The organism is Pseudomonas synxantha BG33R (assembly GCF_000263715.2).
GTDB classification, from domain to species: Bacteria; Pseudomonadota; Gammaproteobacteria; order Pseudomonadales; family Pseudomonadaceae; genus Aquipseudomonas; species Aquipseudomonas synxantha_A.
In genome coordinates, this window is the sequence record NZ_CM001514.1 from 5,243,654 (window position 1) to 5,265,497 (window position 21,844).

Annotated in this window: 10 protein-coding genes and 2 rRNA genes (1 of these 12 only partly in view); 1 reads left to right on the plus strand and 11 read right to left on the minus strand. The window is 61.0% G+C overall.

The window, feature by feature from the left end:
- Nucleotides 1–16 precede the first annotated feature (16 nt).
- The 3 genes from PSEBG33_RS29620 to PSEBG33_RS04620 form a co-directional block, all read right to left on the minus strand.
- The gene (locus PSEBG33_RS29620) at nt 17–4,693 is read right to left on the minus strand and encodes a BapA/Bap/LapF family large adhesin (RefSeq protein WP_005791380.1); all 4,677 of its coding nucleotides are present in this window, start codon (nt 4,691–4,693) and stop codon (nt 17–19) included.
- A gap of 928 nt (nt 4,694–5,621) precedes the next feature.
- The gene (gene mmsB, locus PSEBG33_RS04625) at nt 5,622–6,509 is read right to left on the minus strand and encodes a 3-hydroxyisobutyrate dehydrogenase (protein WP_005791381.1); all 888 of its coding nucleotides are present in this window, start codon (nt 6,507–6,509) and stop codon (nt 5,622–5,624) included.
- Between the two features lie 15 nt (nt 6,510–6,524).
- Complete coding sequence (locus PSEBG33_RS04620) at nt 6,525–8,042, minus strand: CoA-acylating methylmalonate-semialdehyde dehydrogenase (RefSeq protein ID WP_005791383.1); 1,518 nt, start codon at nt 8,040–8,042, stop codon at nt 6,525–6,527.
- A 133-nt stretch (nt 8,043–8,175) separates the two neighbouring features.
- On the opposite strand from PSEBG33_RS04620, the gene PSEBG33_RS04615 reads away from it, so the two are divergent.
- A complete protein-coding gene (locus PSEBG33_RS04615) occupies nt 8,176–9,123 on the plus strand; it encodes a LysR family transcriptional regulator (RefSeq protein WP_005791385.1) in 948 nt (315 codons plus the stop codon).
- A gap of 127 nt (nt 9,124–9,250) precedes the next feature.
- Here PSEBG33_RS04615 and PSEBG33_RS04610 read toward each other — a convergent pair whose 3' ends face one another.
- The 8 genes from PSEBG33_RS04610 to PSEBG33_RS04575 all read right to left on the minus strand — a co-directional run.
- Nucleotides 9,251–9,742 carry an OmpA family protein gene (locus tag PSEBG33_RS04610; RefSeq protein WP_005791386.1) on the minus strand — a complete coding sequence of 164 codons (492 nt, stop codon included), beginning with the start codon at nt 9,740–9,742 and terminating at the stop codon, nt 9,251–9,253.
- A gap of 5 nt (nt 9,743–9,747) precedes the next feature.
- Nucleotides 9,748–11,010 carry a diguanylate cyclase domain-containing protein gene (locus PSEBG33_RS04605; RefSeq protein WP_005791388.1) on the minus strand — a complete coding sequence of 421 codons (1,263 nt, stop codon included), beginning with the start codon at nt 11,008–11,010 and terminating at the stop codon, nt 9,748–9,750.
- The gene (locus PSEBG33_RS04600; RefSeq protein WP_005791389.1) at nt 11,007–11,573 is read right to left on the minus strand and encodes a YfiR family protein; all 567 of its coding nucleotides are present in this window, start codon (nt 11,571–11,573) and stop codon (nt 11,007–11,009) included. The genes PSEBG33_RS04605 and PSEBG33_RS04600 overlap by 4 nt, the downstream gene beginning before the upstream one ends.
- A gap of 132 nt (nt 11,574–11,705) precedes the next feature.
- Nucleotides 11,706–13,784: an exodeoxyribonuclease V subunit alpha gene (gene recD / locus PSEBG33_RS04595; protein ID WP_005791391.1), complete on the minus strand. Its 2,079-nt coding sequence runs from the start codon at nt 13,782–13,784 to the stop codon at nt 11,706–11,708.
- Nucleotides 13,781–17,452 (minus strand): exodeoxyribonuclease V subunit beta, encoded by a 3,672-nt coding sequence (gene recB / locus PSEBG33_RS04590; protein WP_005791392.1) that lies wholly within the window; start codon nt 17,450–17,452, stop codon nt 13,781–13,783. Before recB ends, recD begins: the two co-directional genes overlap by 4 nt.
- Complete coding sequence (recC, locus tag PSEBG33_RS04585; RefSeq protein ID WP_005791394.1) at nt 17,449–20,901, minus strand: exodeoxyribonuclease V subunit gamma; 3,453 nt, start codon at nt 20,899–20,901, stop codon at nt 17,449–17,451. Before recC ends, recB begins: the two co-directional genes overlap by 4 nt.
- Nucleotides 20,902–21,063: 162 nt before the next feature.
- A 5S ribosomal RNA gene (gene rrf, locus PSEBG33_RS04580) occupies nt 21,064–21,179 on the minus strand.
- Between the two features lie 156 nt (nt 21,180–21,335).
- Nucleotides 21,336–21,844, minus strand: a 23S ribosomal RNA gene (locus tag PSEBG33_RS04575) (it continues 2,383 nt past the right edge of the window).

A 21,844-nucleotide genomic window follows, 5' to 3' on the forward strand; every position in this document is an offset into this window, starting at 1 on the left:
TTATCGGGAAGTGGCGTTACACCACGTTGATGCCGCTTTGTACCCAAAGCTGATGGGCCTGATCTTCCGCACTGGTGTAGATCACGTACTCCAGACCGTTCTCTACTTGCGTCACACCGCCAGTCCAGTCGCCAGTCAGGTGCACACTGTCCTGATCGTCGCCCTGAATCATCAAGCGATCCGACTCAGGCCCGGTGATGGACACCAGGTCTTCCAGGCTCAACGTCAGGTCAACGGCGCTGATATCGTTCAGGTCGATACTCTGTACATCGCTGACTTTGCCGATCAGGTCGGTGAGGTTGATGGCAGCATCCCCCCCTTCCCACAGCAACCCGTTTGCACCCGCACCCGCATCGACGTGGGTGAAGTCGGTGTCATCAACCACCACCGCATCGTGGTGCTGAGCATCAACGCTGGCGGCGTCATCCGTGGTCTGATCCACCGCCCCCAGGGCTGCGGCAAAGCCGACACCCTCTGTGGCAGGCGCACCCGGGTTGGCGTCGTCCCAGACCAGGTCACGGTCTGGCGAGTCGATGCGGATGTACACGTCTGCGGTCTCTTCCTGACCCGTCGGCGTGGTGAGTTTGTAGGTGAATTTATCCACCTGGCCAATCTCATCCAGCGTCAGGCCGGCATTCGGCGTGTAGACGTATTTGCCATCGACAAAGACGGTCAACGTGCCGTGGTCACCGACGACTTGCGCCCCCGTCTGCCCAGGCACCACATAAGCCCCGGCTACCAGCACGCTCAACACCGTCAATGGCGAGCCGAGCACATCCGGCCCGGCCAGGCTGCCAGCCAACAAGTCGCCGGTGGCGTTGGTCATTTCACCGGCCACAAATTGCGTGGTGAAGGTGGTGGTCAAGGTCTGAGCCACCGTGATGGTCGACAATGACAGCACCGAGCCTGTGGATGCGGTGACCCGATACGAACCAGCGTCCAGCCCGGTGAACGTATGCGACGACTGGGTGGTGGTCTGTTGCGTTTCCCATTGGCCTGCAATCAGTTTTTGCAGATTGACGGTGGTGGACGGCAATAGGGTCAAGCCGGAAGCGCTGACATCGACCTTCAACACAGCCGTAGAGTCGGCCGCGACGACTATGACTTGGCCCGTACCCGAGCCCGTGCCGATCGCCGGCAGGTTGTAGGTCAAGGCCGGCGCGTCGCTCTCTGTCACCAGGTTGACGATCGCTATCTGCGCCGAGCCCAGGTCATCGTTCGCTACCGGGCTGACCGTGCCTGGAGCCGATGGGTCTGTTGCGTTCCAGGTCACGTCGACACTTGGGCTGTCGATGCGCACATACAAGGTGGCGGCGGCAGAACCACCCGCACCATTGACCAAGTGGTATTCGAACGCATCCACTTTGCCGATGTTGGCGACATCGCCGTTCGGGGTGTACTTGTAGTCACCATTGGCAAAAATAGTCAGTTGACCATATTGGCCTTGCAGCACCGTGCCGGTAGTGGCGTCCGCATCGACGAATTCACCGCCGACCTCGACCTGCACCTTGACGGGCCCGCCGTTGCCCGGCACATCCGGAGTGCCTCCCACACCCGGGTCGGTGATGACGTTGCCGGAGACTTCGGGACCGGCTTCGCCAGTGAAATCAGTCAGGCTGTTGTTGGTGACGCTCAATACCGCCGTCGCCCCCGCACCGATGCTGACCAGGTTTGGGTCCAGCTGGAGGGTGAAGCGGTATTGCCCGGCCTGCAGCCCTTCGATCTCGGCAGTGGTGCTTTGACCGAACAGGCCCAACAGATCCAGCAAGCCCGAACCGTTACTGCCCTGCTGAACCGGCAACCAGCCACCCGCGCCGTCGCTCACCTCCAGGACCGCGGTGAAACCGCCTCCCAGCAGCGAAACCAGATCCGCCTGGGCAAACTGCAGATTCAGCGTGCCGCTGGAACCTTCGGCAACCGTGAACTCCTGCGCCTTGGTGTGATCGCCCAGGATGATCCCGCCAACACCCAGCAGGGTGAAGACACGCATATCAGCCAGGTTGGTGTTGGATGTAACGGGTTTGATGGTCACTTCGCTTGTGGCGAGGTCGTCGAAGGCTTCTAGGTCGGCGTCGGCATCGGCATCGGCATCGGCATCGGCATCGGCATCGGCATCAGCGTCAGCGTCAGCATCGGCATCGGCATCGGCATCGGCATCAGCATCCGCATCCGCATCCGCATCCGCATCCGCATCAGCATCAGCATCAGCATCGGCGTCGGCGTCCGCGTCGGCATCGGCATCGGCATCGGCATCAGCGTCGGCGTCCGCGTCGGCATCCGCATCGGCATCCGCATCCGCATCGGCATCGGCATCGGCATCCGCATCCGCATCGGCATCGGCATCGGCGTCCGCATCAGCGTCAGCGTCAGCGTCAGCGTCAGCGTCAGCGTCAGCGTCAGCGTCAGCGTCAGCGTCAGCGTCAGCGTCAGCGTCAGCGTCAGCGTCAGCGTCAGCGTCAGCATCGGCGTCAGCATCCGCATCAGCATCGGCGTCCGCATCAGCGTCGGCATCGGCATCAGCGTCGGCGTCGGCGTCGGCGTCGGCGTCGGCGTCAGCATCGGCGTCAGCATCCGCATCAGCATCGGCGTCGGCGTCCGCATCGGCGTCGGCATCCGCATCCGCATCCGCATCCGCATCGGCATCGGCATCAGCGTCGGCATCAGCGTCGGCGTCGGCGTCGGCGTCCGCGTCGGCGTCCGCATCAGCGTCGGCATCGGCATCGGCGTCCGCATCCGCATCCGCATCAGCGTCGGCATCAGCATCGGCATCGGCATCGGCATCGGCGTCAGCATCCGCATCCGCATCCGCATCCGCATCGGCATCGGCGTCGGCGTCGGCGTCGGCGTCGGCATCAGCGTCAGCATCAGCGTCAGCGTCAGCATCGGCGTCGGCATCAGCGTCGGCGTCGGCGTCAGCGTCAGCGTCAGCGTCAGCGTCAGCGTCAGCGTCGGCATCGGCATCGGCATCAGCATCGGCATCGGCGTCAGCATCGGCATCGGCATCGGCGTCGGCGTCGGCATCGGCGTCCGCATCGGCATCAGCATCAGCGTCGGCATCGGCATCGGCATCGGCATCAGCATCAGCATCAGCATCGGCATCGGCATCGGCATCAGCATCAGCATCAGCATCGGCATCGGCATCGGCATCAGCATCGGCATCGGCATCGGCGTCAGCATCGGCATCGGCATCGGCGTCCGCGTCCGCGTCGGTGTCATCAATATCAACGGCGACCACGTTAGTCGGGACAGACTCATTCCCTGCAAGGTCCGTCAAGGTGACGGCAAGCGTTTCACCGTTAACCTGAGGCGTGTTCAAGGTAACCTGGAAGGTCCCGTCATCCCCCACTGTCCCGGTGCCAATTACATTGCCATCGGTATCCTTTATGGTCACCGTGGCATTGGGTTCGCCTTTACCGCTGAGCGTTGCGCCGTCGGTGCTCAACGCCAGGTCGGTCGGTGCGGAAGGTGCGGTGGTATCACCCGCCACCACAGGGCTGGCAGGGGATTCATTGCCGGCAGCGTCTTTGAGAATGACGCTCAGCGTTTCGCCGTTAGTCTGCGGCGTGTTCAAGGTGACCTGGAAGCTGCCGTCATCCCCCACCGTGCCGGTGCCGATTACATTGCCATCGGCATCCTTTATGGTCACCGTGGCATTGGGTTCGCCTTTACCGCTAACGGTCGAGCCGTCAGCGCTGACCTCCAACGCTGAAGCGGCGGCAGGTGCCGTGGTGTCGCCGGCGACAACGGTTGCAGGCGGCGAGACTTGGCCCGCTGGATCTGTAAGGGTGACCTGCAGTGTTTCACCATTGGTCTGCGGCGTGTTCAGGTCGATCTGGAAGCTGCCGTCGGCCCCCACTTTGCCGGTACCAATCACATTCCCTTCGGCGTCGCTGATGGTGACAGTGGAATTGGGTTCGCCCTTGCCGCTGACGGTCAAACCGTCAGGGCTGACCTCCAACTCTGAAGCGGCGGCAGGTGCCGTGGTGTCACCGGCGACAACAGTTGCAGGCGGCGAGACTTGGCCCAAGGCATCCTTGAGGGTGACTTGCAGCGTTTCACCATTGGTTTGCGGTGTGCCCAGGCTGACCTGGAAATTACCGTCTGTGCCAACAGTGCTGGTGCCGAGCACATTACCCGCGGCATCTTTGACCGTTACCGTCGTACCGCCCTGGCCTTTACCGGTGAGGAGCGTGCCCGCACTGTTGACGGCCAGACCGCTTGCGGCTCCTGGAGCGGCGGGTGGCGAATCGTTACCACCGCCTCCGCCGCCGCCACTCATTGCTGCGGCGGCGCCGCCCACGGCGAGGAGCCCCAGCCCCCACAGCACCCAGTTCGGAACAGAACTGTCTGCGGCGATGGCGGCCACACCCAGGTCGTCGAGGGTCGAAATCTCAGTGAAGGTGAAGCCCGAATAAGGCGTGGAATAGTTGCCGAGCAACAAAGTGCCGTCTGCACCTTCCAGCACCAGTTGGTTTTTCGCACCGTCGGCGCCCACCACAAAAAAGTTCTGAACCGTGACGGTCTCACCTGACTTCAGCGTGACTACCAGATTCTGCCCGGACTGTTGAAACGACTGAACGCTTTCCGGCCCGAAGGGCAACTTTACAATGCTGGTGCCTTTGAGGCTGGTAGTTCCCAAGGCATGTTCCGTCGCCGTCCCCGTCGCCTTGTCGACAATTGTTATATTTTTCATCTCTCACCCGTTTCAATTTATGGACACACAAAGCTCAGCGCGAGCGAATGCCCACGACAGTGATTACCGTCGAGCGCTAAATTTGTTTTTGCGGTATTGGTGAACTGTTCGGACTAAGTGGCGATCACCCAACGCCCGTTTCTTCACGCAGTCGCGCGTTGATGGGCTCGGACTCGCGACTCACAGACGGCAATTGATGTGACAGGCAGGTAAGCCTGGAAGGCGCCGCCACCGGCAATGAGTGGGTACGCCCGCAAGCCCATAAATCAAGCAATCGGGAGAGATGGAGGGCCATGAGACTGGCCTTGTCGAGTCCCTGACCGGTGTGGGCCAAAGCAGCTGATCGCTCGGCAACACTCGCTGTCCGCTTCCTTTCGCTAGCCATTTCTAAGGCACCTGCACAACCTGGAAAGAGTAAAACACTGCAGTGAAAACTGTGGAGGCATACCCAACTGAAAACGCCCGCCAGCCAGATACTAGCGAGGCAATAGCCGACATCAAAGGGAAAACTAAACAGGTATTAAGCACGCCTAATTAACGATCATGCCCATCACATATATGACGCCCATCAATTATTTTTTCATCATCACACCATGATAATTAATCACTCCACATATGCGCTCTACATGATGAATCAATGATCAAAAACCGAGAAAAACCATCAAACTTTTCCAAGTTGTAATAATTTATTTCAAGGCGGTACACCCCTCAAACAGGCTCATGCGAACCAGTTAGTTGATTAGTAATAAAAACGCATATAGCTGCGAAGCTCGCGTAATGCGAGGCAGCAAAAGTTGTTAATCACGATGGGGACAGGTATTAGGGGATATATCGAGGGGGCAGGTGCACAAGGCGCCTGAAATGCTGCGAACGCATAGACAAGCCAACCTCCGAGAACCCACCAAAAGGGGGCTCTCGGAACTTGCCTTTATTGAGGTTTGCGATAGCTATTGATGATGGCAGAGAAGTCTTTACCCCCCTCCCCGCGCTGGCTCATCGACTGGTACAACTGCTGGGCCACTGCACCGAGGATCACCGGCTGATGCGCCTGGCGTGCGGCTTCTGTGGCCAGGCCCAAATCCTTGAGCATCAGGTCGGCACCAAAGCCACCGGTATAGCCACGCGATGATGGCGCGGTTTCGATCACGCCCGGCCAGGGATTATAGGTATCGGAACTCCAGCAGCGCCCGGTGGAGCTGTTGATGATGCCGGCCAGCACTTGCGTATCAATGCCGAGCGCATCGCCCAGGGCCATGGCCTCACTGACGCCGACCATGCTGATACCCAGCAGCAGGTTGTTACAGATCTTGGCGATTTGCCCGGTGCCGACATCGCCGCAGTGCACGATGTTGCGGCCCATCTGCGCCAGCACCGGTTGCAGGGTAGCGAATAATTCCGGGTTGGCGCCGACCATAAAGGTCAGCGTCCCGGCCTGGGCACCGCCGGTGCCACCGGAGACCGGTGCATCGGCCACGGCCACGCCTTGTTTCGCTGCCGCTGCCGCTACATCACGGATGGTTTGCGGATCGATGGTGCTGCAATCCACCGCTGGGACGCCTTTGCCGATGCCCGCGAGCACACCGTCGTCATTGAGCCATACGCTGCGCACGTGAGCAGCGGCCGGCAGCATGGTAATCACCAGTTCGGCGCCCTGGGCCGCATCACGCGGTGAGCTGCTGATGGTGCCGCCCAGTTCGGCGAGTTCCTTGAGTACCGCCTGGTTCAGGTCGAACAGGTTAAGCGCGTGCCCAGCCTTGATCAGGTTGCGGGCCATGGGCGCGCCCATGTTGCCCAGGCCGATAAATGCAATCTTCATGGTCGTCTCCCTGGTTTAGCGCAGGTTGATGGTGGTATTGACGCCATCGTTGACCGTGTCGTCATCGAACCAGCGGCTGGTGACGGTTTTGGTCTGGGTGTAGAACTGCACCACTTGCTTGCCGTACGGGCCGAGGTCGCCGAGCTTGGAACCGCGCGAGCCGGTGAAGCTGAAGAACGGCACTGGCACCGGAATCGGGATGTTGATGCCGACCTGGCCCACATCGATTTCGCTCTGGAATTTACGCGCCGCCGCACCACTTTGGGTGAACAGGCCCGTGCCATTGCCGAACGGGTTGGCGTTAACCAGGGCGATGGCTTGGTCGAGGGTGTCGACTTCCAGCACTACCAGCACCGGGCCGAAGATTTCCTCGGTGTAGATGCGCATGTCGGTGGTCACGCCCGAGAACAGAGTCGGGCCGACAAAGTTACCTTGTTCGAAGCCCGGCACCTTGATATCGCGGCCATCCAGCTCCAGCTTGGCGCCTTCTTTCACGCCGCTTTCGATCAGTTCAAGGATGCGTGCCTTGGCGCGCCTGGAGATCACCGGGCCGACATCCGTGCCGGCTTCGCTGCCAGCATTGACCTTGAGCTTTTGTGCCAGGGCCTTGAGATCCGGCAGCCACTGCCTGGATGCGCCCACCAGCACCACCACCGAGGTGGCCATGCAACGCTGGCCCGCCGCGCCGAAACCGGCGCCGACCAAGGCATTGAGGGTGTGTTCACGGTTGGCATCCGGCAGCACCACAGCGTGGTTCTTGGCGCCCATCATCGACTGAACGCGCTTGCCGTGTTTGCCGGCCAGGTCGTAGACATGGGTGCCGACGGCGGTGGAACCGACGAAGGACACGGCCTTGATATCTTTATGAGTACAGAGTGCATCCACCACATCCTTACCGCCGTGCACCACGTTGAGCACACCGGCCGGTACGCCGGCTTCCAGCGCCAGTTCTACCAGCAGCATGGTCGACAACGGGTCTTGCTCGGAAGGCTTGAGGACGAAGGTGTTACCGCAGGCAATCGCCATCGGGAACATCCACAGCGGAATCATCGCCGGGAAGTTGAACGGAGTGATGCCAGCGCACACGCCGATAGGTTGGCGCAGGGTGTAGGTGTCCACGCCACCGGCCACGTTTTCGGCGAATTCGCCCATTTGCAGGGTGCCGATGGAACAGGCGTGTTCGACCACTTCCAGGCCACGGAAAATATCGCCCTCGGCATCGGCAATGGTCTTGCCCTGCTCGGCGCTGAGGACCACGGCGATACGCTTGGAATGTTCACGGATCAGGGCTTGCAGCTTGAGCATGATGCGCATCCGCGCACCGATCGGCGTCAGCTTCCAGGTCTGAAAGGCGCGATGGGCGGCGTCGATGGCAGCGTTGACTTCATCGGCAGTGGCAAACGGGACCTTGGCCAGCACTTGTTGGGTGGCCGGGTTGACGATGTCTTGCCACTCGGTGGTCTTGGATTCGACCCACTCGCCGTTGATCAGCAACTTGACCTGTTGCACGGAAATATCGGCAGATGCGTTCATGTGGTCTCCAGAATCTTGTAGTTATGCAGAGAACCAAGGCGTTGAATCGCCTTGAAGAATGAGGCGTTCGGACTGTTTTTGGAGTATAGATGTGCAAACTTCTAATAAGAACGCACATAAAAGCCGGTCCAATATGCAAAAAAACATCACCTCCCTGGGCGCCCTGAACTGGGATGACCTGAAGTTTTTCCTCGAAGTGGCGCGCACCCGCAAGGCCAGCGTGGCCGCCAAGCGCCTGGCGGTGGACTACACCACCGTGTCGCGGCGCATCAGTTCACTGGAAGTGTCGCTCGGTACGTTGCTGTTCGAGAAATCCCGGACCAGCGGCTTCGTGCTCACCACCGAGGGCCAGCGGTTGCTGGGTTATGCCGAATCCATCGAAAGCACGCTGCACATGGCCTGCGAACAGGTATCCGGCTCCGGCGTGGCGCTGTCCGGCCATGTGCGCATGGGCTGCACCGAAGGGTTCGGCAGCTTCTTCGTCACCCCGCAGTTGAGCCATTTCGTCGACACTTATCCCGCGATCTCGGTAGACATCCTGCCCCTGCCCCACTTCATCAGCCTGTCCAAGCGCGAAGCCGACATCGTCATCGCCCTGGAGCGCCCGGAACACGGGCCGTATGTGTGCTGCAAACTGTGCGACTACAAATTGCAGTTGTACGCCACCCAGGACTACCTCGACCAACACCCGCCAATCCGCAAACCTGCGGATTTGGCCGAGCATCCGTTTATCAGCTACGTGGATGACCTGGCCTTCAGCTCGGAGCTGCTGTACCTGGCCAACGTCGTGCCCGGCGCCAGCGCCAGCCTGCGCAGTACCAGCGTGATCGCGCAGTACGTGGCGGCGCAGCAGGGCCGGTCGATGGCGATATTGCCGTGCTTTCTGGCGGCGCAGGATCCGCGCTTGTTGCCGGTGCTGGGAGAGCAGATTGCGATTACGCGGCAGTTCTGGATGTATTGCCGGGAGGATTTGAGGAAGTTGAAGCGAATTACGTTGTTGTGGGATTACATCCGGGAGGTGACGGAGCAGAATCAGGGGTTGTTGATGGGGCAGACGCGGGAAATGCGGTTTGCAGACTGAATGTGGGAGCTGGCTTGCCTGCGATAGCGGTGTATCAGCAAAAGCTATATCTACCGATCAACCGCCATCGCAGGCAAGCCAGCTCCCACATATTGAATGCATTTCAGCTGGGGGAAGGTGAACCCGCTTAGTCTGCGATCACAACAATCGACACCCGGCGATTCTCGGTGCGGCCTGCCGGGGTCGTATTCGGCGCCACCGGCTCGCTGCTGCCCAAACCGCGCAGTTGGATGTTTTCTTCTTTCATACCCACGCGGGTCAGCACCTTGCCCACGCTTTTTGCACGGCGCAGGGACAGCGCCACGTTGTAGGGTTCTTTGCCAGAGGCGTCGGTGTGGCCGTCGACACGTACGCGCTCGATGCCCGCGCCTACCAGGGCCTGGCCGATGCGTTCGACGATGTCGGTGCTGGGTTTATTGAGGGTTTCGACGTCGCTGCCAAACAGGACCTTGCCGGACAGGCCGAAGGCCCAGCCCTCGTCGGTCAGCTCGAAGCCTTGCTGCTTGAGTACGGCGACTTGCGCCGGGGTGAGCCCCTTGGGCGGGGGCGTCTGGCAGCCGCTGAGGGCCAGAAAGGCAACGAGTAAGGAAATAAATAAAACGCGTGTGTTAGCGAACAAGGGAATCAACTCCTGTGTTGAACGTTGACGACGGGATGCTCCGACTCCGCCGTTTGCTGGCCGCCTGAAGACAGGCGTTTGGCCTGGTACATCGCCGCATCGGCGGCGTTGAGCAAGGTGCCGGGAGTGGCGCCATGATCGGGATAAATGGCAATGCCGATACTGAGGGAGGTCAACACCTGGGTACCGCCTGGCAGCGGAATCGGCACGTCCATGCTGGCAATGATTTTATCGGCGATGCGGTGGGCGTCTTCGGCCTTGTGCAGCGGCGCCAGCAATACCGCAAATTCATCGCCGCCCAGGCGTGCCACCAGGTCATCCTCGCGCAGTTGCGCACGCACGCGATCGGCAACAGCCACCAGCACGGCATCGCCAGCAGCGTGACCGAAGCTGTCGTTGATGTCTTTGAAGCGGTCGCTGTCGAGAAACAGCACCGCCACCCGCTCGTTGACCTTGGCGGCGCTACGCAAGGCGCGGATCAGCCGGCCTTCGAAGAACGCGCGGTTGGGCAGGCCAGTGAGGCTGTCGTGGCTGGCCTGGTGGGCCAGGGTTTCGTTTTCGCTTTGCAGGTGGCTCTGCCAAGCCTCCATCTCGCCGAGCAGGGCATTGAAGTCGCTGCCCAGGCTGTCGAGTTCGGCGATCTGCGCCGAGGGTACGCGGCGGTCAAAATCTCGCTCGCTGCGCGCGGCGTGAGCGACGGCGGCCAGGCGTTGCAGTGGCACAGTGATGCCATTTAACAGACGCCGCGACAAGTGCAATGCCACCCAGGCGCTGAGGGCGGTGCAGATCAGAATCCCGATCAGACCGCTGAGCAAGAAGCGCAACAGGCTGCCACCGTGGCCGACCAGATGGATGCTGCCGACGGTTTGCCCTTGGCGCAGAATCGGCTGGCTGATGGGCTGTTCGAGCAGCGCGTGCGCTACTTGCAACTCGACCCGTGACAACACGCCGGTTTCCGGGCGAACCCAGCGCGCCAGCAGCTTGCCGTTGATATCGAATACTTCTGCCTGGGCCACTTCTTCGGTGGAGGCGATCAGGCTCAGGGCTTCGGTGGCCGCCGCGCTGTCGTTGAACACCACGGCCGCTTCCACGGTGTAGTTGATGGAGCGGGCGATCAGGTGCAGGTTGTGCTCGGCGTAAACCCGCAGGGCAAGTACGCCGAGCAGGGTCAGGGACACACTGGCCAGGGTGACCGCCACCAGCGCCAGAATCATATGCCCGCGGGCAATCACCGAGCGCAGGGTCGGCCGCACTTTATCGCGGCTCATGAGCCAGGCGCTCGACGGCGAGACAACTGCAACACACTGGGATGGATACGCACGCCGCTGCGGGCGACGGAATCCAGGTTGACCTCGAACGACACCTGCTCATCGCTGACGCGCAGGCAGAACAGGCTGCCCACCGTGCACTGGTCGCCCCCTTCGCTGATGCTGAGTACAGGGTGGCCAATCAATGAGGTAAACAGGCGGTTGCGTTCGTCGGGGGTGATTTTGCCGATGTAGACGGCATCGCAGGCATTGACGATATCCGGATGATCGACCAGCAGGCGCCGTACCAGAACCGGACGACCGGTGGCCTGGGTGGTGCCTTTGACCAGGTCATCGGTGTACTGAGTCGGGCCGACAATGCACAGCCGCAATTGCGCAGGCTCCACCGGCCATCGCGCATAGCTGAGAATGCCCAGAACGACCTGGGTGACCGCCTGGGCGCGCTGCTCGGCAAGGCTCGGCGTCTGCGCCCAGACGCGCGGTGCGAGCAGGCACAGAACCGCCACCAGCAACATCCGTCTCCAGCTCAAACTGCGCTCTGTGGGCGAGACAGCCACGTTCATGCAGCACTTCTCTCAGGTATTTTCCAGGGTGATGCCGCAACGATAGCACAGCGGCGGGAAACCCCACGCCGCACGCCAGGCATGGGGCCTACTATTTTTTCAGAAAAATCAGACATCTGAATCAGAAATATTTCATGACCTATCAGTCAGTTTTTCAGGCATGGCGTCCAACTCCAGCATCAGCCCGCTCAAACGCTTGACCTTGCGCCGTACCGCCTCCTCAAACACCCCACCGCGTGGCTCGATCAAGCTGAACCAGCGCTTGGCGCGGGTAATACCGGTATAGATCAACTCTTTGGTCAGCACCGGGTTCAAAGCGTCCGGAAGGATCAGCGCCGTATGGGTGAACTCCGAGCCCTGGGATTTGTGCACGGTCATCGCATACACGGTTTCAACATCATTCAAGCGGCTGGGCAGCACAAAACGTACGCCGCCCTGACCATCGTTACGTGGGAAGGCCACCCGCAGCACGTGGGAGCCGCCCTCGGTTTCGGGCAATTTCAGCGCGATACCGATGTCGCCGTTCATCAGGCCCAGGCCGTAGTCGTTACGGGTCATCAGTACCGGACGGCCTTCGTACCACTGCTCGTCGCCTTCGATCAGGCGTACTTTGCGCAGGGCCGCGGTGATGCGCTGATTCAACCCTTCAACGCCCCAAGGGCCTTTGCGCACGGCGCAGAGCAGTTGGAACGCATCGAAGGCTTGCAGCAACTGTTGCGCCCAATGCGTCCAGGCCGGGTCATCACGTGGTGTATCCAAGGGTGGACGTGCCGATTGCAACAGATTCAGGTAGTAGCGATAGCCTTGGGCGCCGTCGCCCTGGCCGTCCAGCACCAAGCGCTCAAGGGCATAGTCATGCTCGCCCTTGAGGCTGACGCAAAACAGGTCGTCATGACGACCTGCGGCCAACAGCTGACGTGCCTGTTCGGCATTTTGCTGGTTGACCCAGCGCGCCAGCTGGCCAATGCCGCTGCCTTCGCCGAAACGACGTGAATAGCGCAGCATCACCACCTGCTGGGCCAGGGGATGGCTGCCGTCGAGGTCTTCTTGCAGGCCGCTGGCACTGAGGTCTTCGCCGCTGACGGCTTGCAGCCATTGCCGAGTGTGCGGGCTGTACCAGCCGTCTTCGGCATCGCGGCACAAATCACCGAGTACCGCACCCGCTTCCACCGACGCCAACTGGTCCTTGTCGCCCAGCAATACCAGACGCGCATGGGATGGCAAGGCGTCGAGCAGGTTGGCCATCATTTCCAGGTCGATCATCGAGGCTTCATCCACCACCAGCACGTCCAACGGCAATGGATTACCGAGGTGATGCCGGAAGTGGCGAGTACCGGGACGACTGCCCAGCAGGCGGTGAACCGTGGTGACCTGCGTCGGGATTTTTTCCCGCACGCTGTCGGGCACTGTCAGCGACAGCACTTGCTGGCTGATGGATTCGGTCAGGCGCGCAGCGGCTTTACCGGTGGGCGCGGCCAGGCGAATGCGCAACGGGCTGCCGGACTCCACGGCGGGCGCCTGCAGCAACGCAAGCAGGCGCACTACGGTGGTGGTCTTGCCGGTGCCCGGGCCGCCGGTGACGATACTGAATGCGCCGCGGGTTGCCAGCGCACAGGCAAGTTTTTGCCAATCAATCACCCCATCCGGCGCCGGTTGGTCGAACAGGCGGTTGAGGCGTTGTGGCAAATCGGCCGCTGCGGGCTCCACGCTCGCAAGGCGCAGGCGCAGGGCGCGGTCGATCCGTCGCTCGTAGGTCCAGTAGCGGCGCAGGTACAGGCGCTTGCCGGATAACACCAACGGACGGCTCTGGGCCACGTCGCTGCCATCGAACGCCAGCGCGACCAGTGGGCTGCCCGCCAGGGCATGACACCAATGGGCACCGTCCAGGCCGTGCAGCAACTGCGATGGCAGCAGCATGGCGCCGGTGTGCAGGTCGCCTTCGGGCGGCAAAGACAGGGCGAAGTCCGGCGCCTTGAGGGTTTCGAACAGGTCCAGGCAGACGTGGCCATGGCCCAGTTGATGGCTGGTCAACGCGGCCGCCAGCAGCACCAAGGGATCGGCCTGGGCATCAAGCTCGTGCAGGAAGCCGACGAAGGCTTTGTCCAGGGCCCGCAACCAGCCACGCTCGACCCAACGCTCAAGCAACTGCACCAGGTCAGCGGCGCGACTCAGCGGTGCCAGCTCCTCCAGCGGTAACGGCGACAGGCTCATAGCAACACTCCTTGTTCCCAGACGGGCTCGACCTTGGGCGCAATTGGCTTGCCCTGGAACAACAGGTCCAGGCTTTCGATCAGCTCACGGGGCGGCCGGGTGAAATACGCCCCCTGGCTCACCGACTGGGTGCCACGCAGGAACAGGTACAAGGCGCCGCCGACATGCTGGTCGTAGTCATAATCGGGGAGGCGTGCCTTGAGCTGGCGATGCAGGGCCAGCAGGTAAAGTACATATTGCAGGTCGTACCGATGCTCAAGGATCGACTGCTCCATGGCTTGCTGGGTGTAGGCCGAATCGTCGGGGCCGAGCCAGTTGGACTTGTAGTCCGCCACGTAGTAGCGACCCTCGTGTTCGAACGTCAGGTCGATAAAGCCCTTGAACATGCCGTTGAGCAGCACCGGCTCCGCGGCCACACGGGAAACGCCGCCGTGGGTGTGCCTACACACCAGCTTGTCGAGGGCGAGCACATCGACTGTGTGACTGGCGAACCAGAACTCCATTTCAATCTGGTACTGCTCAAGGCCGCTGAGGGTCACGTGGTCGTTGTACAGCGGCAACGGCGTTTGCAACAGATGCCCCAGCCAGCCGCTGAGGGTGACGATCCAGCCTTCCCAATTGCGGCGGTTACAGCGTGCGCCCACGGCTTTTTCGATGGCCTCGGGTGTCACGTTGAAGCCCTCTTCACCGGCCCACTCCAACAAGCCATGGAGGAAGGTGCCTGGATTAGGCCCGCGTGGGAAACGGTGAATATCACCGCCGGACGCCACCACTTCCCGTGGTGCATCGGGGTCGAGGCGTTCGTCATCGAACAGCTTCTGGGCCTGCGGGCTTTCCGGCGCTTCGAGGCTGGCGGCGCTCATGCTGTCGCCAATGCGCAAGGCACTGTAGGAGGCAATCCACCAGTTTTCCGCAGCCTTGCGTTTGGGCAGCAACGGCGCAAGCAACATCGCTTCATTGCGCGGCGGGTGAAACAGGACGTCCTGGATATCCGGCACAAGGCCATAACGGATGGCTGGGCAACCTTCCTGTAAATCCAGCAACCAGCGCGCCAGGCCGGTGGACTCGCCCAACGACGTCCCGCCCCCCAGCAAATACCCCAATGCCGACAGGTGCAAGACCGAGCTGCTGTTATTGCCGCGCTTGAGGTCGGCAATACCCAACCAGCACGCGTGTTTGGCGCGGGTCAAGGCCACGTAGAACAAGCGCAGGTCTTCGGCCAGACGCTCGTCATCGGCTTGGGCGATCAGCTCGGCCGTTGGCCGCAGGCTCACCTGGGACTTGCCGTGTTCATCGTGGTAATGCAGCGGCAAGCGACTGCCATCCACCGGTTTGGCCGAGCAGATGAAGGGCAAGAACACCAGGTCGTATTCCAGGCCCTTGGATTTGTGGATGGTCACCACCTTGACCAGTTGCTCATCGCTTTCCAGACGCAGGATCTGTTCTTCACCGGCCTGGCCCGACAGTGCCAGGTGTTCGGCCAGATGGCGAATCAACGCCTGTTCACCATCGAGTTCCGACGCGGCTTGTTGCAGCAACTCACTGAGGTGCAACAGGTTGGTCAGCACGCGCTCGCCATCACTGCGGGCGATAAGGGTTTGCGGCAGCTTGAAGTCATGGAGCAGGCGACGCAGCATCGGCAGCACACCTTGAGTGCGCCAGATTGCGCGGTAGCCACGGAACTGCATCACGCGCGATTCCCCCGCCAATTCGTCCTGGTTCAGACGCTCCAGCTCCGCCAGGGACAGGTTCAAGGTGACGCAGGCCAGGGCGGCGCGCAGCGGGCGCTCGACATCCGGCTCGGCGCAGGCCTTGAGCCAGGCCAGCAGGTCGTGAGCTTCCTGGGCGGCGAAAACCGAGTCCTTATCCGACAGGTACACACTGCGCACGCCACGGCTGGCCAACTCGGCGCGCACGGCCTGGGCTTCCTTGCCGTCGCGTACGAGGATGGCGATGTCCGACGGCAATACACCCTTGAGACTGCCCTCTTTTACAAACCCTGCTGTACCTTGCTGCCCACCATTGAGCAACGCGACGATCTGTGTGGCGCAGGCCGCAGCCAGGTGCTGACGGTAAACCGCAGTGGAAATCGGCTGGTCGGTAGGCAGGTGCCACAGGTTCATGGCCGGCAACGGTTGGCCATCAACCTGCAGGTGCTCGCTGCGGCCCTGGGACAGTACCGGGTGAAACGGCACCGGGTTATCGCCGTTGGGCTCGCGGAACAGAAACGCACCACGGCCGGTTTCCGCACGCTGGAACACGTGGTTCACCGCCTCGACCATCGCATGGCTGGAACGGAAGTTGGTGCCCAGGGTGTGATGGCGGCCGGTGGTGGACTGCCGGGCGCGCAGGTAGGTGTAGATGTCGGCACCGCGAAAGGCGTAGATCGCCTGCTTGGGGTCGCCGATCAAGAACAGGCCACTGTCCAGGTGGTTTTCGTCGATGCGGTAGATGCTGTCGAAGATGCTGTATTGCACCGGGTCGGTGTCTTGAAATTCATCAATCAGTGCCACCGGGAATTGCTCACGGATCACACTGGCCAGGCGCTCGCCACCGTCTGCCTGAAGGGCCGCGTTGAGGCGGATCAGCATGTCGTCGAAGCCCATTTCAGCGCGGCGACGCTTCTCTTCTTCGAAGCGTTTACCCACCCAGCCGGCAGCATGTTGCAATACCGCTGCGTCTGGCGTTGGCAAGGCGTCAAGGCTGGCTTTGAGGCCGGCCATCGCCTCGATCCCCGGGTGCTGCGGCGGTTCGCCCTTCCAGGCTTCGGCCATGCCCTCGGGCGTCAGGCGCGTGAAGCCGGTACCGATGTCCAATTGCTCCAGGGTTTCATCGGCGGCCCAGGCGCTGATCTTTTCGAACCAGGGTTCGAAGTAGCGCGCTTGCATCTTGCGCCCATCGACCGTTTTGGCGGCGACGGCTTGCAGGCAGATATCGCGCAGCTCGGCGGCCCATTGTTGCCAGGGTGCCTTGAGGGTCGTCAGCGCGGCGCGACGCTCTTGCAAACAAGCGTTGATCAGTTCGGCCGGCTCGCGACTTTCGTCGGTGGGCCGCTCGCTGCCGAACAGCGCACGCACCCTTGGCATCAGCGCCGCGGGGCCGCCCCAATTGTTGCGCACCCAGTTGAGCGCATCGTCGTGCATCGGGTAGCAGAACAATCGCCAGTAATCGCGCAGCACTTCGCCCAGCAGGTCGCTATGGTCAGTTTCCAGGGTCTGGGTGAACAGGCTGCCACTGTCGAACGCATGTTCACGCAACATACGCTGGCACCAGCTGTGGATAGTCGAGACCGCCGCTTCATCCATCCATTGCGCGGCGATGTCCAGGCGGTTGGCGCAGGCCGGCCATTGCTGCGGGGCGTATTGCTCGCGCAGGTCGGCGATCAACGCATCGGGCTGTTCGATTTCGTCGCGAAAGAAGCGCGCAGCTTCGGCCAGGCGGATGCGGATGCGTTCACGCAGCTCCTTGGTGGCCGCATCGGTGAACGTGACGACGAGAATTTGCGGCGGCAGCAGTTCGCGGCCGAAGCCGGACTCATCACCACCATGGCCGAGCACCAGGCGCAGGTATAACGCAGAGATGGTGAAGGTCTTGCCAGTGCCGGCACTGGCTTCAATCAACTGGCTGCCTTTAAGCGGGAATGCCAGGGCCAAGGGTTTGCCGATCATGCGCTGGCCTCCGCGCTGGAAAGCGATCGCCATGGTGCGTTGATGAGCGGACGATACAGGGTTTCGCACCAGCCTTCGAATTCCTCACTGGCGACCAACGCCGCGTAGTCGGGAAATTGCCGCGTGAGAGCAGGCGTTTCGCGGCGTTCGCCGTCAGTGGTGATGCCATCGCCTTCGTAAGCTTTGCTGGCCGCGGCTTGGGCCTTGGCGGGGTCAGTTTGGCCGAGCCAGGCGAAAGCGGTTTTTACTGCAACGGGCAGCGGTGTGCTCATACCGGTGTGCCAAGCCAGCAGCAGGTTGCCGAGGATTTCCTGGGCAGTAGGTTTATCCAACGGCTCGAGCAGCAAGGTGTCGTCACTTGCTACCAGGCCGGTACTCAATGGCAGGCCACAGGCGCAGGCCACCACATGGTTGACCCAAGGGCGGATCAAGCGATGCCACTTGCGTGTCTTGATCGAGCCAATGCTGTTGGGGATGGTGGTAACGCTTAACAGGCCGCCATCGCTGCGGCGATGCAAGCCGCTGATCCAACCTTCCAACTGAATGCCTCGATACTCAAAAGTGATAGGTTCAGCGCCGGTATGTGGGGTCGGCCACAGCGCCAGAAGCTGTTGATAGCGCTGCACCAGATCCGGCAACGGCTCGATCAACTCCTTACGCAGGCACTCACCGAAACCGACCATCGGCAACAGGCCACTGCCCTGCAAACGCAGGGCTTGGGCGTTGAGGGCCTGGTCGAGGTGATCGGGGTGGGTCAGTGCAGCATTTAGCAGACTGTCGCTGAGGCTATAGCGCTGCAGTGCGTCGAGGACGAAGGGTTCTTCGTCAGCCAGAGGCACTTCTGCGGCTTCGAAGAATACTTTCAGACGCTGGCTGAAGAAATGTTTGACCGGGTTGCGCAAGAAGTCCTGCAACTGACCGAGGCTCAGGGGTTCTTCCTGTTGATGCTGCAGCAATACATTCGCTGGGGGCATGACATCCCGCGCTTCATGCAGCAATTGCCATTCGCGGGCGTAGCTGAACAGTGGATCGCCCTCATGGAAGTAGCGGGCGCTGAAGGGTTGGAGCGGGTGTTCCTGGGTCATTGCGTCGATCAGCGGCTTATCGCTGCCGGCGTGCTGCCAGCCGCTGGCGAGGTGGTCGCGCAACTGGCCGATCAATACCGAGGCAGGGCGATCGCTGTTATCGCGGATGCTGCGGCCAACCCAACTGATATAGAGCTGGTCGCGGGCCGAGAGCAGCGCTTCGAGCAGTAAGTAGCGGTCGTCTTCGCGGCGCGAACGGTCACCGGGACGGTAGTCGCTGCCCATCAGGTCGAAGTCCAGCGGCGGTTGTGCTCGTGGGTAGTCGCCGTCGTTCATGCCGAGCAGGCAGACCAGCTTGAACGGGATCGCACGCATGGGCATCAGGGTACAAAAATTGACAGCTCCGGCGAGAAAGCGCTGGGACAAGCGGCCCTGATCCAATCCGGCCAGCCATGCCTCACGGACGACCGTAAGCGGTAACTCGTCCTGCAAGCCAACGGATTCGCAGGTTTCCAGCCAGGTCTCTCTCAGTTGCTCAAGCTGGCCCAAGAGGTAGTCATCGTGCTCGCTGCTGGGCAGGAAGAACAGCTGCATCAAGCGTTGCAATCGCTCGCCCCACACCCTGGGAGCAGCCGGTTGTGATAACGCCTGATGGGCATCATTCAAGGCGTCGAGCAGGGCGACCAGCGGGCCGATCAATGCCGCATCGAGGCCGCCGATTTCGTCGTAGGGCTCAATACCTTCACAGGCCATGCCAGTGCCGACTGCATAGCCCAGCAACATACGGCGCAGGCCGAATCGCCAGCTGTTTTGTTCCAGATCTGTGGGTAGACCCAAACCGACACGTTGTTCGGCGTTCAGCCCCCAGCGGATACCGGCACCTTCGATCCAGCGATGCAGGGTGGGCAGGTCGCGCTCTTTGATAGCAAAACGCTCACGCAGGGCGGGAACGTCGAGCAGGTCGAGGATTTCACTGACGGGGAAACGACTGTCGGGAAGCTTGAGCAGATGTTCGACGGCGATCAGTAGCGGGTCGCGGCCGCGTTGGCCTTGGTCTGTCAGGGTAAAGGGGATGAAGCGTGGGTCATTTCGCTCAAGCTGGCCGAAGACCGCGCGGATGTGCGGCGCGTAGCTGTCGATGTCGGGAACCATGACGATGATGTCCCGAGGGCGCAACGTTGGATCGGCGCTGAAGCGTTGGAGCAATTGGTCGTGGAGGATTTCCACTTCGCGCTGGGCGCTGTGGGCGATGTGGAACCGGATGGACGTATCATGCTCCAGATCAACAGCGGGCCACAGTTCGCGGGTTTCATTCAGCGGGCGCAGTTCGAGGATATCGTCCTGGAGCTGGTTGAGCAGCGTGGTGGGTTCGCTGTCACTGAACAGATCGATTCGCCCATCGCGAAAGGCGGCGCGGTAGCTGTTGGGGTCATCGTAGCTGTCCAACAAACTGATGTAATCACGGCCCTGCTTGCCCCAGGCTGCCAGTAGCGGATGGGCGTGCTGGTGCAAGGTTTGAGGATCGATAGTGACCGGCATACCGGCTTTGCGCGCCTGGCGCTTGTATTCATTACGCAGTAAATCCTTGTCGGCGACGATGTCGGACCAATGATGGCGGCAAGGGTTATGTACACAGAGCAGGACCTGGCTGAAACGGGCCAGGCCAGCGAGGGCTTCCAGTGCTTGGGCCGGCAGTGATGAAATGCCGAATACAATCACCCGGGAAGGCAAGCCGGGCGGCGCTTGCTCAAGGCTGTTGATGCGCTCGATGAAGCGCTGGTGAACGCCGGCTCGGCTTTCAGCCATGCCCTCCTCTCCTACATCCAGCAGCAGCGCACGCCATAACTCGGCTTGCCAGCAGTTGGCAGGGTTGAGGGGCTTGGATTCGCCTCGACCATTGCGCAGTTGGTGCCGACCTGCGGCCCAGTCTTCCAGCCAATCAGCGCGGTAGACCTGGTATTGGTCGAACAAATCGGCCAAGCGCTCGGCAAGTTGGTAGCGTTTGCGCAGGTCGGTGTCTTGAGTCAGGAAGCGCTGTAGGGGCTCAAAATGCGGCTGGCCAATCAGTTCGGGTAACAGGCGCATAAGACGCCAGGTCAGCGGGGCTTTATCGAGCAGGGACTTGGGTGGAATTTCATCACGGCCCAGGACCATGCGGTAGAGCTGCCACATAAAGCTGCCAGGCAGTTGCACGTCGATTGCTGCGGCAATGCCGCAGCCGCCCATATCATCTTCTTGCGGATCTTCAGCCAAGGCCAGCTTGAGCCATTGGGCGATGCCGTTGCTTTGTACCAACGCGATTTCGTTTTCCAAAGGTGCCAGTGGATAACGGCGCATCCAGCTGACCACCAGGCTGCGCAGTTCGTCCAGGCGGTTACCGTGAACCACCATGAATCCAGGGCTGAGGGACGTTGCGTCCGGCATAACGGCTTCCTTGGGAAAAGCAAAATCGAGGGGTGGACTTTAGCACTGTGGTGCATGGGGCGGACACAGCCTGACAGGCGTGCGCAAAACAGGGTGGACGCTTTTCGACCGCCCAAAACAAAACCCCTGTTTGCGTTAGCAAACAGGGGTTTCAGAATTTAATCTTGACGATGACCTACTCTCACATGGGGAAACCCCACACTACCATCGGCGATGCATCGTTTCACTACTGAGTTCGGGATGGGATCAGGTGGTTCCAATGCTCTATGGTCGTCAAGAAATTCGGGTACTGAGTCGTGACCAGTTGGTCTCGCTTCAGCAAATTGGGTATGTGACAGCTTTCGGTGTTTTGTGAGCGTCGAACTTTCGGTTCATTGCGTCTTCACACACCGCAATCTGATGCTCTTTCGAGAAACAAATTGCTTGGGTGTTATATGGTCAAGCCTCACGGGCAATTAGTATTGGTTAGCTCAACGCCTCACAGCGCTTACACACCCAACCTATCAACGTCGTAGTCTTCGACGGCCCTTCAGGGAACTCAAGGTTCCAGTGAGATCTCATCTTGAGGCTAGTTTCCCGCTTAGATGCTTTCAGCGGTTATCTATTCCGAACATAGCTACCCGGCAATGCCACTGGCGTGACAACCGGAACACCAGAGGTTCGTCCACTCCGGTCCTCTCGTACTAGGAGCAGCCCCTCTCAAATCTCAAACGTCCACGGCAGATAGGGACCGAACTGTCTCACGACGTTCTAAACCCAGCTCGCGTACCACTTTAAATGGCGAACAGCCATACCCTTGGGACCGGCTTCAGCCCCAGGATGTGATGAGCCGACATCGAGGTGCCAAACACCGCCGTCGATATGAACTCTTGGGCGGTATCAGCCTGTTATCCCCGGAGTACCTTTTATCCGTTGAGCGATGGCCCTTCCATACAGAACCACC

Bases quoted from the DNA above. Each gene is read 5' to 3' on its own strand.
- PSEBG33_RS29620 (WP_005791380.1), bottom strand. From the start codon at position 4,693: ATGAAAAATATAACAATTGTCGACAAGGCGACGGGGACGGCGACGGAA.
- mmsB (WP_005791381.1), bottom strand. From the start codon at position 6,509: ATGAAGATTGCATTTATCGGCCTGGGCAACATGGGCGCGCCCATGGCC.
- PSEBG33_RS04620 (WP_005791383.1), bottom strand. From the start codon at position 8,042: ATGAACGCATCTGCCGATATTTCCGTGCAACAGGTCAAGTTGCTGATC.
- PSEBG33_RS04615 (WP_005791385.1), top strand. From the start codon at position 8,176: ATGCAAAAAAACATCACCTCCCTGGGCGCCCTGAACTGGGATGACCTG.
- PSEBG33_RS04605 (WP_005791388.1), bottom strand. From the start codon at position 11,010: ATGAGCCGCGATAAAGTGCGGCCGACCCTGCGCTCGGTGATTGCCCGC.
- PSEBG33_RS04600 (WP_005791389.1), bottom strand. From the start codon at position 11,573: ATGAACGTGGCTGTCTCGCCCACAGAGCGCAGTTTGAGCTGGAGACGG.
- recD (WP_005791391.1), bottom strand. From the start codon at position 13,784: ATGAGCCTGTCGCCGTTACCGCTGGAGGAGCTGGCACCGCTGAGTCGC.
- recB (WP_005791392.1), bottom strand. From the start codon at position 17,452: ATGATCGGCAAACCCTTGGCCCTGGCATTCCCGCTTAAAGGCAGCCAG.
- recC (WP_005791394.1), bottom strand. From the start codon at position 20,901: ATGCCGGACGCAACGTCCCTCAGCCCTGGATTCATGGTGGTTCACGGT.